The organism is Halobellus sp. MBLA0158, from assembly GCF_041477585.1.
GTDB lineage: Archaea > Halobacteriota > Halobacteria > Halobacteriales > Haloferacaceae > Haloquadratum > Haloquadratum rubicundus.
In genome coordinates this window covers 2,642,925-2,658,022 of sequence record NZ_JBGNYA010000001.1, presented here as the reverse complement: position 1 = coordinate 2,658,022, position 15,098 = coordinate 2,642,925, and the positions used below count along the sequence as shown (strand labels likewise).

General features: G+C 68.6%; 12 protein-coding genes. 5 read left to right on the top strand and 7 right to left on the bottom strand.

Going from position 1 to position 15,098, the window contains the following annotated elements; genetic code table 11:
- Positions 1–103: 103 nt before the first annotated feature.
- The 4 genes from OS889_RS13400 to OS889_RS13385 are packed head-to-tail and all read right to left on the bottom strand — an operon-like array spanning position 104 to position 4,101.
- The gene (locus tag OS889_RS13400; protein ID WP_372390531.1) at positions 104–934 is read right to left on the bottom strand and encodes an ABC transporter ATP-binding protein; all 831 of its coding nucleotides are present in this window, start codon (positions 932–934) and stop codon (positions 104–106) included.
- Positions 931–1,821: an ABC transporter ATP-binding protein gene (locus OS889_RS13395; RefSeq protein ID WP_372390528.1), complete on the bottom strand. Its 891-nt coding sequence runs from the start codon at positions 1,819–1,821 to the stop codon at positions 931–933. The genes OS889_RS13400 and OS889_RS13395 overlap by 4 nt, the downstream gene beginning before the upstream one ends.
- A complete protein-coding gene (locus OS889_RS13390; RefSeq protein WP_372390526.1) occupies positions 1,814–3,166 on the bottom strand; it encodes a branched-chain amino acid ABC transporter permease in 1,353 nt (450 codons plus the stop codon). Before OS889_RS13390 ends, OS889_RS13395 begins: the two co-directional genes overlap by 8 nt.
- Entirely contained in the window at positions 3,163–4,101 is a 939-nt protein-coding gene (locus OS889_RS13385; RefSeq protein WP_372391623.1) for a branched-chain amino acid ABC transporter permease, read from the bottom strand. The genes OS889_RS13390 and OS889_RS13385 overlap by 4 nt, the downstream gene beginning before the upstream one ends.
- A 348-nt stretch (positions 4,102–4,449) precedes the next feature.
- Between OS889_RS13385 and OS889_RS13380 the strand changes: the two genes are divergently transcribed.
- On the top strand, positions 4,450–4,878 hold the full coding sequence (locus OS889_RS13380) for a disulfide bond formation protein B (RefSeq protein ID WP_372390523.1): 429 nt from the start codon (positions 4,450–4,452) through the stop codon (positions 4,876–4,878).
- A 36-nt stretch (positions 4,879–4,914) separates the two neighbouring features.
- Here OS889_RS13380 and OS889_RS13375 read toward each other — a convergent pair whose 3' ends face one another.
- The 3 genes from OS889_RS13375 to OS889_RS13365 all read right to left on the bottom strand — a co-directional run bounded on the left by OS889_RS13375 (position 4,915) and on the right by OS889_RS13365 (position 8,163).
- Positions 4,915–6,405 (bottom strand): DASH family cryptochrome, encoded by a 1,491-nt coding sequence (locus OS889_RS13375; RefSeq protein ID WP_372390520.1) that lies wholly within the window; start codon positions 6,403–6,405, stop codon positions 4,915–4,917.
- Between the two features lie 193 nt (positions 6,406–6,598).
- Complete coding sequence (locus tag OS889_RS13370) at positions 6,599–7,150, bottom strand: DUF7344 domain-containing protein (RefSeq protein ID WP_372390517.1); 552 nt, start codon at positions 7,148–7,150, stop codon at positions 6,599–6,601.
- A gap of 167 nt (positions 7,151–7,317) precedes the next feature.
- Positions 7,318–8,163 carry a ubiquinol-cytochrome c reductase iron-sulfur subunit gene (locus OS889_RS13365; protein WP_372390514.1) on the bottom strand — a complete coding sequence of 282 codons (846 nt, stop codon included), beginning with the start codon at positions 8,161–8,163 and terminating at the stop codon, positions 7,318–7,320.
- Positions 8,164–8,403: 240 nt separating this feature from the next.
- On the opposite strand from OS889_RS13365, the gene ppc reads away from it, so the two are divergent.
- The 4 genes from ppc (at position 8,404) to guaA (ending at position 15,093) form a co-directional block, all read left to right on the top strand.
- Complete coding sequence (ppc, locus tag OS889_RS13360) at positions 8,404–11,097, top strand: phosphoenolpyruvate carboxylase (protein ID WP_372390512.1); 2,694 nt, start codon at positions 8,404–8,406, stop codon at positions 11,095–11,097.
- A gap of 119 nt (positions 11,098–11,216) precedes the next feature.
- Positions 11,217–12,344, top strand: a complete 1,128-nt coding sequence (locus tag OS889_RS13355) for a saccharopine dehydrogenase family protein (protein WP_372390510.1) — start codon at positions 11,217–11,219, stop codon at positions 12,342–12,344.
- A 173-nt stretch (positions 12,345–12,517) separates the two neighbouring features.
- Complete coding sequence (gene pyrG, locus OS889_RS13350; RefSeq protein WP_372390508.1) at positions 12,518–14,176, top strand: CTP synthase; 1,659 nt, start codon at positions 12,518–12,520, stop codon at positions 14,174–14,176.
- Positions 14,176–15,093 carry a glutamine-hydrolyzing GMP synthase gene (gene guaA / locus OS889_RS13345; protein ID WP_372390506.1) on the top strand — a complete coding sequence of 306 codons (918 nt, stop codon included), beginning with the start codon at positions 14,176–14,178 and terminating at the stop codon, positions 15,091–15,093. The genes pyrG and guaA overlap by 1 nt, the downstream gene beginning before the upstream one ends.
- Positions 15,094–15,098: the final 5 nt, after the last annotated feature.

Below are 15,098 nucleotides of genomic sequence, written 5' to 3'. Positions count from 1 at the left end.
CGCTCCGACTTTTTTCGGCGTCCGACCGGACAGCGGCGCCGCCGGTGACGGCAGGGACTACGGGATCTAAAAAACGGTCGCGACCGGCGCCAGCGCCCGCGACTCAGCCGCCGAGGAAGTCCTGGCGGACCTGCTCGTCGTTCAGGAGCGCGTCGCCGTCGTCCATATAGCGGTTCTTCCCGTTCGCGAGGACATAGCCGCGGTCGCACCGCCGCAGCGCCTCCTTGGCGTTCTGTTCGACCATCAGGACCGCGGTCCCGTCGTCGTTGATCGCGTCGATCCGGTCGAACATGTCGTCGACCAGGTCGGGCGCGAGGCCGGCCGAGGGCTCGTCCAGGAGGAGCAGCGAGGGGTCGAGCATCAGCGCCCGCCCCATCGCGAGCATCTGCTGTTGGCCGCCGGACATCGTCCCGGCCTTCTGGGACTGCCGTTCCTCCAGGATCGGGAAGCGATCGAAGACGGCATCGAGGGCGTCCTGGGGCACCTCGTCGAGGATGTACGCGCCCATTTCGAGGTTCTCCCGGACGGTCAGCGACGCGAAGATGTTGTCGTTCTGCGGGACGTAGCCGATCCCCTCGTGGATGATCTCCTCGGGCCGCAGCCCGGTGATGTCCTCGCCCTCGAAGGTGACGGTGCCGCCCATCAGGTTCGTCAGCCCGAAGACGGACTTCATCACCGTCGACTTGCCGGCGCCGTTGGGGCCGACGATGGTGACGTACTCCCCGTCGGCGACGTCCAGGTCGACGTCGGTGAGGATCTGGAGGTCGCCGTAGCCCGCGTCGAGGCCGCGGACTTCCAGCAGCGATTCGTCTTCCCACTCCGGGACCGTGTCCCGCGAGACGTCGGCCGTCTCCGGATCGTCCGCGATGCCCGGGCTGTCTGCATCTTCGGCCGCGTCGACGTCGCGGTCGTCGGCCGTCGCGTCGGCGCTCATACGTTCCCTCCGAGGTAGGCCTCGATGACTTCCTCGTTCGCTTGGATCTCCGCGGGCGTGCCCTCGGTGAGGACTCTGCCCTGGTGGAGGACGATCACTCGCTCGCAGTTCTCCATTATCAGGTCCATATCGTGTTCGACGAGCAGGAACGTATAGCCCTGCTCGCGCAGTTCGTGGATGTGGTCGAGCAGGCGACGCTCCAGCGACGGATTCACGCCGGCGAACGGCTCGTCCAAGAGCAGTATGTCCGGGTCGGTCAGGAGCGCCCGCGCCAGCTCCAGCAGCTTCCGCTGGCCGCCCGAGAGGTTGCCCGCGTATTCCTCGGCGATGTGGTCGATCTCGAAAAACTCCAGCACCTCCCAGACGCGTTCGAGCAGCGCCGACTCCTGTTCGATCACGTCGCCGCGGAAGCCCGGCGTCACGGAGCGCCACAGCGCCTCGCCGCGCTGGTGCTTCGGCGCGAGCATCATATTCTCGAGCACCGTCATCTCCTGGAGCTCGCGGGCGATCTGGAACGTCCGGACGAGCCCCTTGTTCGCGATGGTGTGGGGCTTTTGGCCGGTGATCTCCTCGCCGTCGAAGGTCACGCTCCCCGCGTCGGGCTCCAACATCCCGGTGATGAGGTTGAACGTCGTCGACTTGCCGGCGCCGTTCGGGCCGATCAGCCCGGTGAGGCTCCCGCGCTCGACCCGGAAGGACGCGTCGTCGACGGCGGTGATCCCCCCGAAGGACTTCCGGAGGTTCTCGACGACGAGCGGGTACTCCTCGGAGACGGCCGGGCCGCCCGACCCGCCGAGGTTCAGCCTCCCCGGCTCGGCGTCGACGTCGTCGGGCGCGCCGGCCGCGGCGGCCTCGGGGCTCTGTTCGTCGGAGGCGGCGTCACTCATCGGCGTCACCTCCGGGTGCCGACGCCGCGCCGCCGTCGGTTCTGGCGCCCGCGGCGGTGTCGCGGGCGTTCGACGACGTCAGCGGGATGCCCGCGGCGGTTTCCTTGCGGTGACCGAGCATCCCCTCCGGGCGGTTGTGCATCAGCCAGATCAGCACCAGGCCCATGAACACGAGCTGGAGCTGCCGGATGCTGTCGATCGTGTAGAAGAACAGCGGCGCCGGATTGAGATTCGAGATCAGCGGTGCGATGGCCGGCCCGAAGCCCGGCGGCGCGCTGGCGTTCGGCAGCACCGTATCTACGAGGTTCTTCAGGTACCGCGGCCCCTGATACAGCAGCGCGGCGAAGACCGCGCCGCCGAGGACGCTGCCGGTGTTCGAGCCCGCGCCGCCGATGATCAGCGCGATCCAGATGAAGAAGGTGATCCGCGGCCGGAAGGTGTTCGGCGTGACGGCGCCGCTGCGCATAAACCAGAGGATGCCCGCCAGGCCCATCAGCGCGCAGCCGAGCATGAACGCCTTGATCTTGAAGCGGTTCGTGTCCTTGCCCAGGGAGTTCGCGACGTCTTCGTCCTCGCGGATCGCCTTGAGCACGCGGCCGAACGGCGACTCGCCCGTGCGCTTCAGGAGCCAGAAGTAGACGGCGACGAAGAGAAGGAGGACGACCCCGTAGACGAGCCCGTCGACGACGGGCTTCGGGTTGTTCGGCACGAGTATCTCGAAGGCCTCCACGAAGCCCAGATAGCCGTCCCACAGGCCGAAGAACCCGAAGAACGCCTCCAGCGGCCCCGTGTAATCGAGGATGAGCCCCGACCCGCCGCCGAAGCCGACCCGCGTGCCGAACAGCTGGAACTGCTGGAGTTCGCCCGACAGGAACGAAAAGCGGACGATCTCCGACATCGCGATCGTGACGATGGCGAGGTAGTCCGCCCGCAACCGCAGCGCCGGGAGGGCGATCACCAGCCCCAGGAGCGCGGCGGCGACCATCCCGGCGACCATCCCGACGACGATCGGGAGCCCGAGGCCGCCGACCTGCGCCGCGCCGCCGGGCTGGTACAGCGGCTTCGAGACGACCGCCATCACGTAGATGCCGACGGCCATGAACCCGACGATGCCGATGTTGAAGAGCCCGGTGTAGCCCCAGTGGAGGTTGAGCGCGAGCGCCAGCATCGCGAAGACGCCGATGTAGAACGTCAGGACCGCGATCGTGTTGAGCTGCCCGCGCAGCGAGTACCCCAGTCCGACGCCGATCAGCACGTACGCGACGTACGTGGCGGCGAGAACCGCCAGGATGAGGCCCGCGTCGCCGCCGGGGAGCCGCTGGGCGACGTCGTCGCGGACGCTCATGCTGTCGACCTCCCGGAGAAGATCCCCTCGGGCTTGACCAACAGCAGGACGATCATCACGAAGAACGCCGCCGCGCGCGCGAACGCCGAGGGGATCCAGATGATCGACACCGAGGCCGTGAGCCCGATGGCCAGGCCGCCGACGATCGCGCCGTAGATCGAGCCGATGCCGCCGAGGATCACCGCCGCGAAGATCAAGAGCAGGAGCAGCCAGCCGTCGTTGAAGCCGAGCGTCCCCTTCCAGAGGATGAACATATAGCCCGCGATCCCGGTCAGGCCGCCGCCGATGACCCACACCGCGCGGACGACCCGCTCCGTCGGGATCCCGGTGATCTGGGCGAGGTCCTCGTTGTCCGCCATCGCCCGCATCGCCTTCCCGAGCTTCGTCAGCTGCAAGAGCAGGTGGATCCCGAGCATCAGGCCGCCCGCGACGACGACGAGGGCGACGTCGTGGGCGTTGATCCGGACGGCGCCGTCGACGAAGTACAGCGACAGTGACGGCGGCTGTGCCGTCGTCCCGCGGACGCTCGACCCGAAGACGAACTGCATCAGGTAGCGGAGCGCGAACGCCACGCCGACGCTCGTGATCAGAAGCGTGATCCCCGTCTCGTCGCGGATCGGCTTGAAGACGGTCCGGTCGACGAAGAGCGCGAGCGCGACGGTCGTCACGCCGGCGACGACGATGCCCGCGACGATGGCCAGCGGCGTCCCGACGACGTTGATGCCGAGCGTGCCGCCGAAGACCGAGCCGCCGGCGCCGACGAGCAGCAGCGCGCCGACGTCGGCGCGGCCGAGGCCGGCGACGAGATACGTCGTGGCCCAGCCGGAGAACGCGCCCGCGGTGATGTAATCACCGTGCGCGAAGTTCGCGAAGTTCAGAATACTGTACGTCATAGAGAGCCCGATGCCCGCGAGACCGATCACTAGCCCGCGCATCAGTCCGTCCCAGACCAGCGAGCCGACGCCGCTGAACGATTGGCTCCCGGTCGCGAGACCGTAGAGCAGATCGAACAGCAGCACGGTCCCGACGAGCGCCAAGAGAACTGAACCGGGCCGTGTGACCGCGAACTGTCGTCCGCGTGTGTATGTCTCGGCGATCCCCATTGATAACTATCCTCACGATATTTCGCGTTCGGAAGCGATGATAAGTCTTTCTTCCCGTCGATATCATCGGCGTCGATCCTGACAGTTTCGGGCCGTCTGCGGGGGTCGCAGTCGCCGCGACGATGCCGGTCCCGATCCCAGACCGATCCGTTCAAGCGCCCCCGCCGTCTGCACGCGGACGTGCCATCGAGACCCCGGCTCCTGCTCGGCCTCGCTACCCTCGTCGCGAGCGTCGCGACCGCCGGGAGCCTCTACTTCAGCCTCGGCCTCGGGCTGGTCCCCTGCGAACTCTGCTGGTACCAGCGGATCCTGATGTACCCGCTCGTCGTCGTGCTCGGCGTCGCCGCGATCGAAGACCGCGCCGCGGTCGCACGCACGGTGCTCCCGCTGTCGCTCCCGGGGACCGCGATCGCGGCGTATCACGTCGTCCTCCAGGTCCGGCCGAGCATCGGCGGGACCTGCTCGGTCGGCGGCGGCTGCTCGTCGATCCTCTACCCGATGCTCGACGGCCTGCTGACGATCCCCCGGCTCTCGCTCGTCGCGTTCGTCCTCGTGACGGCGCTCGCGGCGCTCGCGTGGCTGGCCCGAGAGCCCGCCGACGGGTGGTAGGTGACCGGTCTCGCGGTCATCGTCCGTTCATCGGCCTCACACCGGATCGTCGCCGGACGATTCGGGATCGATCATCGGCGGCGGGTAGTCGACGCCGAGTTCCACGCCGAAGTCGGCCTGCTCGGCCGGGGAGAGCGTCCACGGCTCGTGGGCGCGCTCCGGCGGCAGCGACGCCAGTTCCGGCAGCCACCGGGTGACGAACTCGGCGTCGGGATCGTACCGCTTGGCCTGCGAGACGACGTCGAACGCGCGCTCTCGGGAGTCGTTGCCGACGCCCGCGACGTACGCCCAGTTGCCGTAGTTCGACGCGGGGTCGTAGTCGACGAGGCGGGTCTCGAAGTACGCGGCCCCGCGCCGCCAGTCGAGCCGCAGGTCGTTCGCGAGGAACGACGCGGCGTTCTGTCGCCCCCGATTGGAGAGGTACCCCGTCGCGTTCAGCTCCCGCATACTCGCGTCGACGAACGGGACGCCGGTCTCGCCGGCGGCCCAGCGCTCGAAGTCGTCTTCGTCCCACCGCCACTCGACGTCCCGGCGCCTGAGCCCGCCGGGCGCGAAGAACTGCCCGCCGTGTTTCAGGACCTGAAACTGGAAGAAGTCCCGCCAACGGAGCTCGAACAGCAGCCAGTACGTCGAGTCGTTCGCGACGCGCTCGCGCTCGTATGCCTCCACCGCGGCGTGGACGCGCCGCGGCGAGAGACAGCCCTCGTTGAGCCACGGCGAGAGCTTCGAGGAGTAATCGGCGCCCACCAGACCGTTCCGCGTCTCCCGATACTCTCGGAGGCGGTCACCGTCCCAGAGGTACGCCGACAGCCGATCGAGCGCGGCGTCCTCTCCGCCGCGGAAATCGAGCGCGGCGCGGTCGTCCCGCTCCGAGGCTTCAATTTCGCCCTCGACGAACTCCGCGACCGACGGCAGCTCTCCCGGCGATAGCGGATCCGAGATGGTCGGGTCGTCGTCGGTCGGCAGCGGCGGCAGCGAGGGGCGCGGTCGCGGCGCGCGGACCCGCGACTCCGCTTCGACGGCCTCCCGAAAGTCGGTGTAGGTGTCGCTGATCGCCGTGTACGGGGTCGGCAGGTCGGCGGGGTGGTGGAGCGTCCGCCCCCAGAAGCGCCGCGGGGTCACGCCGCGGTCGCGGAGCGCCGCCGTCGTCGCCGCCCGCACCGACCGCTCCTCCGGCGCGGGCAGGTCGTGGAACGTCACGGTTCCGGCGCCGACGTCCGCGGCGAGGTCCGGGAGGACGCGCTCGGGACGGCCGCGGCGGATCAGCAGGTCCGTGCCGGCCTCGCGCATCCGCTCGCGGAGCGCGGCGAGTGACTCCCTGCGGAACCGCGCCCGGCGGGCGCCGAGCCGCTGGAACGCGAACGGCTCGGAACCGCCGTAGGAGCGGCTGCCGCACCGCCGCGGATCGACGCAGTACACCGGGACGAGGCGGTCAGCCTCCGCTGCGGCGGCGAGCGCCCGGTTGTCGTGGAGCCGGAGGTCGCGGCGGAACCAGACGATCGCCGTCGTCGGCTCGGACTCGGTCATCGACGGAAAGGCGGCGGCGAGACACCTGATACTGTCGGCCGTCGGGATCACACGAGCGTTTATGTACGGGGCCGGGACCATCCACGCCGTGATCTGACGCTCGCCCCGGGCTGGAAAGCGGTAGTTCCGGCGCGATGGCTCGGGGACGCGGTGCGGCCGCGCCGGCTGTTCGCCCACGTCACGGCGACGCCGCTCACTCGCCCCGGAGGCGGTGCAGCAGCGAGCTCTCCTGTTTGAGGAGCTGATAGACCGCGGAGGCGACGAGGCACCCCGAGAGCAGCAGCGCGATCACGCTCGGCGGCAACTGATGGAACAGCGGGACGCCGACCGCCGACGCGGCGAGCGCCAGGAGGCCGAGGAGCCCGAGGCCGAGGTAGTACTCGGCCCAGGAGATGCCGTACTGCGGGACGACCTCCATATAGACCCCGACGTCGGCGGCGTTGTCCGCGAGCACGACCGTCTTGGCGTCGGGGTCGTAGTCGACGATCCCGAGGTCGTCGAGCTTCGGGAGGTGCGTCTGGTGCAGCGACACGTAGACGCTCTGTCTGACGTTGCGCGGCGGCGGCGACTCGCCGGATTCGATCTCGCCGATGTGCTCCGAGAGGTCCGAGACCGTCTCTTCGCCCTCGCCCGTCCGGAGCCGTTCGAGGACGAGCCGACGGCGGTCGTTGCGGAGGACGTCGTGGATTTCAGAGGCCGCTAGCCCATCGCTCGTTGCTCCGGCCTTGGCCTCCCCGGCACTCATCGTACTGCACTATCAGGTGGGGTCCTACATGAATGTGTCCGATTGTCGCAACGATTACAACTGTCGGCGACGCCGTCGGGCACCTGAGATCGATCGTGGACGCGATCGGCTGTGAGAACGGACCGAGAGCCGCGAGACTGCGATTCCCGAAACGTCCCGCCGTCGATTCAGTCGCTCGGCCGCGGGCGGGCGACGAACAGCGTCTCGACGATGCTGTAGGGGTCGTACACCGACTGGTGGCACTGGCAGTAGACGTCGTTCTCGGCGTTGAACTTCGCCGAGCCCTCCATCTTGTACTTCGGAACGCAGCAGAAGTGCGTACACTTGTTGAGCCAGGCGATGAAGCCCTCCTCGGTGGAGGCTTCGAGCCACGGGTCCTCCTCGGCCATCTCCATCACCTGCTCGGACTTGATGACCTGGATCGGGATGACGTCCTCGGCGTCCTCGGAGCGCCAGCGCCCGGTCGCGGGCTTGCCGAGCCCGGCCTGGCCGACACCGTTGCCCCACTCCTGGTAGTCGGAGAAGTCGTCGACGTGGAGCCGGTCGCCCTCTGAGTAGGCCTCGCTCTCCCAGTCGTACCCGGGGTTCGAGCCGACGCGGAAGTAGTTGTCCGAGTCGTAGTCGGGTTCGATCCCCGCGTAGGACTCGACGCCGCAGTACTGGAACCACGCGGTGGAGTAGGTCACGCCCGAGCCTTTGAAGTCCTCCGTCTCGGCGATCTGGACCGAGACCCCGCCCTGTTCTTCGGTCTTGACCTCGGGCCAGACGCCCTTGAGGTACCCCTCGTCGTCGATCTCGACGGGGATCTGGGGCATCCCCCGCGGCGCCGGACCGTCGGTGTTCTCGATGGCGTAGGCCTGCGTGGCCCCGCCGCCCGCACCGGACGCCTGCGTCGCGGAGTTGATCGCGGCCGCACCGGTCGCGCCGACGCCTGCGAGTGCCGCGCCGCCCACGACACCTTTGACGAACCGACGGCGGCCGGAGTCTGCCGGGTACTTGTCGCGCTCGCTCATACGCGAGAGTTCGTCCCGCCGGTAAAAAGGATGACGAAACCCCCGGTGAGGAGGGGGCGGGTCAGTCCGGTCCGGCTCGGATCGCGCCGACGCGCCTCGGGTCGCTCCTCGTATTCCGGGTTCCCATATCTCGGACGGATAGCACTCACCGTGTAAACCGAGCGAGAGATTCGGATTCGGTGGCTGCAATATTCCCGACGACTCGGAGGTTTTTACTCGGGTGACAGTATACCGTGCGGTATGAGTTTGCACAGCAGAGACGTCAAGCAAGACGTCCGGGAACTCGGGGCGCTCCTCGGCGACGTCCTCGCCGAGCAGACGTCCGAGGGTGCGTTCGAGACGGTCGAAGACATCCGAAATTCGGCGATCTCCTACCGCGAAGGCGAACTGGACTCCCGCGAGGAACTCGATCAGATCCTGGAGGCGCTCTCGCCGCAGGGAGAGAGCATCGTCGCGCGGGCGTTCACCACCTACTTCGAGCTGATCAACCTCGCCGAGGAGCGCGAGCGCGTCCGCGTCGTCCGCCAGGGCTCTCAGTCGGGCGATCTCGAAGACGGCCTCGTCGCGACCGTCGAGACCCTCGTCGAGTCCGACGCGGACGCAGAGACGGTCCAGCAGGTGCTCGACGACGTCCTCATCGAGCCGACGTTCACCGCACACCCGACCGAGGCGCGGCGGAAGACGGTGAAGGCGAAGCTCCGCTCCATCGCGCACCGCCTGGAGGAACTCGACGAGCGGCGCGTCACCGACCGCGAGCACGAGCAGCTCTGGCGGAAGGTCGACGCCGAGGTCACGAGCCTCTGGCAGACGTCGCAGGTCCGCGAGCGCCGACCCGAACCGCAGGACGAGGCCCGGAACGTCCAGTGGTACATCGAGAACATCCTCTTCGACGTCGTCGGCGAGGTCTACGCCGAGCTCGAAGACCTGCTGGCCGAGGAGTACCCCGAGGTCGACGTCCCGAAGCTGTTCGAGTTCCGGTCGTGGGCCGGCTCGGACCGCGACGGCAACCCCTTCGTCACGCCCGAGGTCACGACCGACACCTTAGAGCGCCAGCGCGGCGTCGTCCTGGAGAAGTACAGCCAGGCGCTCAAGCGGCTCTCGGGCGTCCTGAGCCAGGACGGCCGGCGCATCGACGTCGGCGCGGAGCTCGAACGGTCGCTGAAGGCCGACCGCGAGCGGCTCCCCGGCGTCGCCAGGGAGGCCGAAGAGCGCTACCCCGGCGAGCCCTACCGCCAGAAGCTGAAGCTGATGCGCGAGCGGCTCCGCCGGATCGAGGACGTCCGCCCGGACGGCTACGCCGAGAAGAGCGAGTTCCTCGAAGACCTCGAAGCGATCGACCGGAGCCTCCGGGCCACCGGCGCCGACGTCGTCGCCGACGAGTACGTCGAGCCGCTGATGCGCCAGGTCGACACCTTCGGCTTCACGCTGGCGAGCCTCGACCTCCGCGACCACCAGGAGAACCACACCGAGGCGGTCCACGAGGCGCTCGCGAACGAGGGCATCGACTACCGGGACCGCGACGAGGAAGAGCGGATCGAGGTCCTCACCGAGGCGATCCTCCAGTCCGAGCCGGTGCTGGACCTCGACGACCCCGGCGAGGTCTCCGAGACGGCAGAACGCGTCCTCCGGCGCTTCGCGATGCTCGGCGAGTGGCAGCGGGAGTTCGGCGTCAGCGCCATCGACACCTACTGCATCTCGATGACCGAAGAGCCGAGCCACGTCCTCGAAGTCCTCTTCCTCGCGGACCAGGCGGGCGTCGTCGCCCTCCCGGACCACTGCGGCCTCGACGTCGTCCCGCTCCTGGAGACCGAGTCGGCCCTCAACGGCGCGCGCCGGATTATGGGCACGCTCTTCGAGAACGAGGCGTACGCGCAGGCGCTCGAAGCCCGCAACGACACCCAGGAGATTATGCTGGGGTACTCCGACTCGAACAAGGAGAACGGCTTCCTGGCCGCGAACTGGGACCTCTACAAGAATCAGCGCCGCCTCGCGCAGATCTGTGACGACTTCGACGTGCGGATGCGGCTGTTCCACGGCCGCGGCGGGTCGATCTCCCGCGGCGGCGGGCCGATGAACGAGGCGATGCTGGCGCTGCCGAACGAGACCGTCACCGGCCAGATCAAGTTCACAGAGCAGGGCGAGGCCATCGCCGAGAAGTACGCTAACCCCCAGATCGCCGAGCGCAACCTCGAACAGATGCTGAACGCGCAGGTCCGCGCGCGACACCAAGCCATCCGCGAGCCCCAAGAGGACGTCAGAGAGGAGTGGGTCGAGGCGATGGACGAGATGGCGCCCGCCGCCCGCGAGCAGTACCGCGATCTCCTGGAGTCCGACGGCTTCGTCACCTACTTCGGCCAGGCGACGCCGATCGGCGTGATCGAAGACCTCAATCTCGGCTCCCGGCCGGCCTCCCGGTCGGGCGAGCGGACCGTCGAGGACCTCCGGGCGATCCCGTGGGTGTTCTCCTGGACGCAGTCGCGGTGCATCATCACGGGCTGGTACGCGCTCGGCAGCGGCATCCAGGCGTACCTCGATTCGGGCGGCGACGTCGAGACCCTCCAGGAGATGTACGAGGAGTGGCCGTTCTTCCGGACGACCCTCGACAACGCCTCGCTCGCGCTGGCGCGGACGGACTTCGAGATCGCGGAGTACTACGCCGACCTCGCCGACGAGGACCTCCGCGAAGAGTTCTTCCCGCACCTCCGCGAGGAGTACGAGCGCGCCCGCGACGTCGTCCTGGAAGTGACGGACCGCGACTCCCTGCTCAAGCGCGAGTGGCTCGACGAGAGCCTGCGCCGCCGGAACCCCTACGTCGACCCGCTGAACGTCCTGCAGACGCGGCTGCTGCGGAAGACCCACCGCACCGACGACGAGGAACAGACGCTCCGCCTGACGGTGAAGGGGATCGCCGCCGGGATGAAGAACACCGGCTGAAACCGTCGCCGCCGCGGTCCCTGCGGTCGTCGCCCGGCGGTCGCTGAGAACCCCAGGCGGCGCGGTCGCGGCCGACAAACGTCGGTGTCCCTTTGTCGCCGCCGTCCCAAGGTCGCGGTATGACCGACACCGATTCCGGATCCGATTCTGACTCTCCCCGCGCGCTCGTCTACGGCGCGTACGGCTACACGGGCCGCCTGATCGTCGAGGCCGCGATCGAGCGCGGGCTCGATCCGGTCGTCGCCGGCCGCGACCCCTCGAAGACGCGGGGGCTCGCGACCGCTCACGACCTCCCCGCGCGGTCCTTCGCGGTCGAGGAGGCGGCCTCTCACCTCGGCGGCGTTGACGCCGTCCTCAACTGCGCCGGACCCTTCGAGGCGACGGCCGACGCGATGGTCAGCGCCTGCATCGAGACCGGGACCGACTACCTCGACATCACGGGCGAACTCGCCGTCTTCGAGCGGCTCCGCCGCCGCGATCCCGACGCGGCGGACGCGGGCGTGACGCTCCTCCCGGGCGTCGGCTTCGACGTCGTCCCCACGGACTGCTTGGCGGCGCACCTCCACCGGCGGCTCCCCGAGGCGACCCACCTCTCGCTGGCGCTGGAGGCCGACGGCGGCGTCTCGCCGGGGACGCTGAAGACCGTCCTCGGGGACGTCGGCGACGGCGGCGCCGTGCGGCGCGACGGCGACCTCAGACACGAACCGGTCGCGTCGCGGACGCGCGTGGTCGATTTCGGGGACGGGCTCCGGCGGGCGGTCTCGATCCCGTGGGGCGACGTCTCGACGGCGTATCACACCACGGGGATTCCGAACGTCGACGTGTACCTCTCGCTCCCGTCGGGCGCGCGGGCGGCGATGAAGCTCTCGCCGTACCTCGACGACGCGCTCGATGCGGCGCCGGTCCAGCGCGGCCTCTCGTGGCTGATCGACCGCTACGTCGACGGGCCCGACGCCGAGACGCGGGCGGGCGGCGAGGCGCGCGTCTGGGGCGAGGCCCGGACCGACGACGACCGCGTCGTCTCCCGGCTCCGGACGCCCGAGACCTACCGGTTCACCGCGGAGTCGGCGCTCCTGGCGCTGGAGCGGGTCCTCGACGGCGACGCGTCCGCGGGCTATCAGACCCCGGCGTCGGCGTTCGGGCCGGACTTCGTGCTCGAACTCCCGGGCGTCGAGCGGATCGACGTCGAGGACGGGACCGTCGTCGAGCGCGTCTCGGACGCGTCCGCGACCGCGACCCCGGAGTAGCCGGCGGGTCGAGGTCGGGACGGCAGCAAAGTGGACGTGTGATTTGAAATACGTATTTCTTCTTGATATCCGTTTGGCGTATGCGCCGATCGGTGAGGTGAGAACCGTGCGGGAGCCTCACAGAGCGTCGGTCGCTCCGAAACGGTTTTGACGCCGTCTCGCGCACACTCGGTATGCCGAAGGAACCCGACACCGGGTACGACCCCACGCTGGGTCGGAAGTTCATTTTCGTGACCGGCGGGGTGATGTCCGGGCTGGGCAAGGGGATCACGGCCGCCAGCACCGGCCGACTCCTGTCGAACGCGGGCTTCGACGTGACGGCGGTGAAGATCGACCCGTACCTCAACGTCGACGCGGGGACGATGAACCCCTACCAGCACGGGGAGGTCTACGTCCTGAAGGACGGCGGCGAGGTCGACTTGGACCTCGGGAACTACGAGCGCTTCCTCGGGGTCGACATGACCTCCGACCACAACGTCACGACGGGCAAGACCTATCAGCACGTCATCGAGAAGGAGCGCGCGGGCGACTACCTGGGCAAGACGGTCCAGATCATTCCCCACATCACGGACGACATCAAGCGCCGCATCCGGGAGGCCGCCGAGGGGACCGACGTCTGCATCGTCGAGGTCGGCGGCACCGTCGGCGACATCGAGGGGATGCCGTACCTGGAGGCGCTCCGCCAGTTCGCCCACGAGGAGGACGACGGCGATATTCTCTTTACGCACGTCACGCTCGTCCCGTACTCGAAGAACGGCGAGCAGAAGACGAAGCCGACCCAGCACTCCGTGAAGGAATTGCGGTCGATCGGGCTCCAGCCCGACATCCTCGTCGGGCGCTGTGAGGACAAGCTCGACCCCGAGACGAAGGAGAAGATCGCGCTGTTTTGCGACGTCCCGACGGAGGCCGTCTTCTCGAACCCCGACGTCGAGGACGTCTACCACGTCCCGCTGATGGTCGAAGAGGAGGGCCTCGACCGGTACGTGATGGAGCGGCTGAACCTCGACGGCGAGGCGCTCGCGCCCGGCGAGCGGGAGAACCGCTGGCGGGAGCTCGTCACTCGCGACCGGACGAGCGAAGTCGACATCGCTCTCGTGGGGAAGTACGACCTCGAAGACGCGTATATGTCCGTCCACGAGGCGCTGAAGCACGCGGGCATCGAGCGGCGGACCGAGGTGAACGTCCGCTGGGTCGACTCCGACGAGATGCTCGACCGCCACGAGAACAGACTGAAAGAGGCCGACGGCGTCGTCGTCCCCGGCGGCTTCGGCTCCCGCGGCATCGAGGGCAAACTGAAGGCCGTCGAGTACTGTCGCGAGAACGACGTGCCGTTCCTGGGCCTGTGTCTGGGCTTCCAGATGGCGGTCGTCGAGCACGCGCGGAACGTCCTCGGGCTCGAAGACGCCCACTCCGCCGAACTCGACGCCGACACCTCCCACCCCGTCATCGACATCCTGCCCGAGCAGTACGAGGTCGAAGACATGGGCGGGACGATGCGGCTCGGCGCCCACGACACCCAGATCGAGGGCGGCTCGCTCGCCGAGCGGGTCTACGGCGACACGGTCTGTACCGAGCGGCACCGCCACCGCTACGAGGTCAACCCCGAGTACATCGAGGAGCTCGAAAAGGGCGCGCTCGACTTCTCCGGGCGGGCCGGAAACCGGATGGAGATCCTCGAACGGACGGACCACCCGTTCTTCTTCGGCACGCAGTTCCACCCCGAGTTCCGGTCCCGTCCCGACCGCGCGAGCCCCCCGTTCGTGGGGCTGCTCGATGCGGTCGCCGGCGAACTGGACGCGCGCGAACTGTCCGATACGGAGGTGCAAGCCTGATGGTCAACACGACGGAGTTCATCGAAGACGCGGTCGAAGAGATCCAAGAACAGATCGGCGACGCCAACGCGGTGATCGCGCTGTCGGGCGGGGTCGACTCCTCTGTCGCGGCGGCGCTCGCCTACCGCGCGATCGGCGACCGGCTCACCCCGGTCTACGTCGACACCGGCCTGATGCGGAAGGGCGAGACCGACCAGATCAGAGAGACGTTTTCCTACATGGAGTCGCTCCGGATCGTCGAGGCCCAGGACCGCTTCCTGGAGGCGCTGTCGGGGATCACAGACCCCGAGGAGAAGCGCCACGCGATCGGCGAGCAGTTCATCCGGGAGTTCGAGCGCGAAGCGACGTCGGCGGAGGCCGACTACCTCGTCCAGGGGACGATCTACCCCGACCGGATCGAGTCCGAGGGGAACATCAAGTCCCACCACAACGTCGGCGGGCTCCCCGAGGTCGTCGACTTCGAGGGGATCGTCGAGCCGGTCCGCGAACTGTACAAAGACGAGGTGCGGGAGGTCGCCCGCGAGCTCGACCTCGAAGAGATCATCTCCGAGCGGATGCCGTTCCCCGGCCCGGGGCTGGCGATCCGCGTCGTCGGCGAGGTCACGAGAGAGAAGGTCGAGATCGCCCGCGAGGCGTGTCACATCGTCGAAGAGGAGGTCGAAGACCACGACCCCTGGCAGGCCTTCGCCGCGGTCGTCGGCAAGGGCACGGGCGTGAAGGGCGACAACCGCGTCCACGGCTGGATCGTCTCGGTCCGCTCGGTGGAGTCCCGCGACGGGATGACCGCCCGGGCCCAGGAGCTGCCGTGGGAGACGCTCCAGCGCATCCAGTCGCGAATCACCGGCGAGAACGAGAACGTCGCCCGCGTCGTCTACGACGTCACGCACAAGCCGCCGGCGACCATCGAGTACGAGTGACGATG

Coding starts and splice junctions, on each gene's coding strand:
- OS889_RS13400 (WP_372390531.1), bottom strand. CDS start 934: ATGAGCGCCGACGCGACGGCCGACGACCGCGACGTCGACGCGGCCGAA.
- OS889_RS13395 (WP_372390528.1), bottom strand. CDS start 1,821: ATGAGTGACGCCGCCTCCGACGAACAGAGCCCCGAGGCCGCCGCGGCC.
- OS889_RS13390 (WP_372390526.1), bottom strand. CDS start 3,166: ATGAGCGTCCGCGACGACGTCGCCCAGCGGCTCCCCGGCGGCGACGCG.
- OS889_RS13385 (WP_372391623.1), bottom strand. CDS start 4,101: ATGCGCGGGCTAGTGATCGGTCTCGCGGGCATCGGGCTCTCTATGACG.
- OS889_RS13375 (WP_372390520.1), bottom strand. CDS start 6,405: ATGACCGAGTCCGAGCCGACGACGGCGATCGTCTGGTTCCGCCGCGAC.
- OS889_RS13370 (WP_372390517.1), bottom strand. CDS start 7,150: ATGAGTGCCGGGGAGGCCAAGGCCGGAGCAACGAGCGATGGGCTAGCG.
- OS889_RS13365 (WP_372390514.1), bottom strand. CDS start 8,163: ATGAGCGAGCGCGACAAGTACCCGGCAGACTCCGGCCGCCGTCGGTTC.
- ppc (WP_372390512.1), top strand. CDS start 8,404: ATGAGTTTGCACAGCAGAGACGTCAAGCAAGACGTCCGGGAACTCGGG.
- OS889_RS13355 (WP_372390510.1), top strand. CDS start 11,217: ATGACCGACACCGATTCCGGATCCGATTCTGACTCTCCCCGCGCGCTC.
- pyrG (WP_372390508.1), top strand. CDS start 12,518: ATGCCGAAGGAACCCGACACCGGGTACGACCCCACGCTGGGTCGGAAG.
- guaA (WP_372390506.1), top strand. CDS start 14,176: ATGGTCAACACGACGGAGTTCATCGAAGACGCGGTCGAAGAGATCCAA.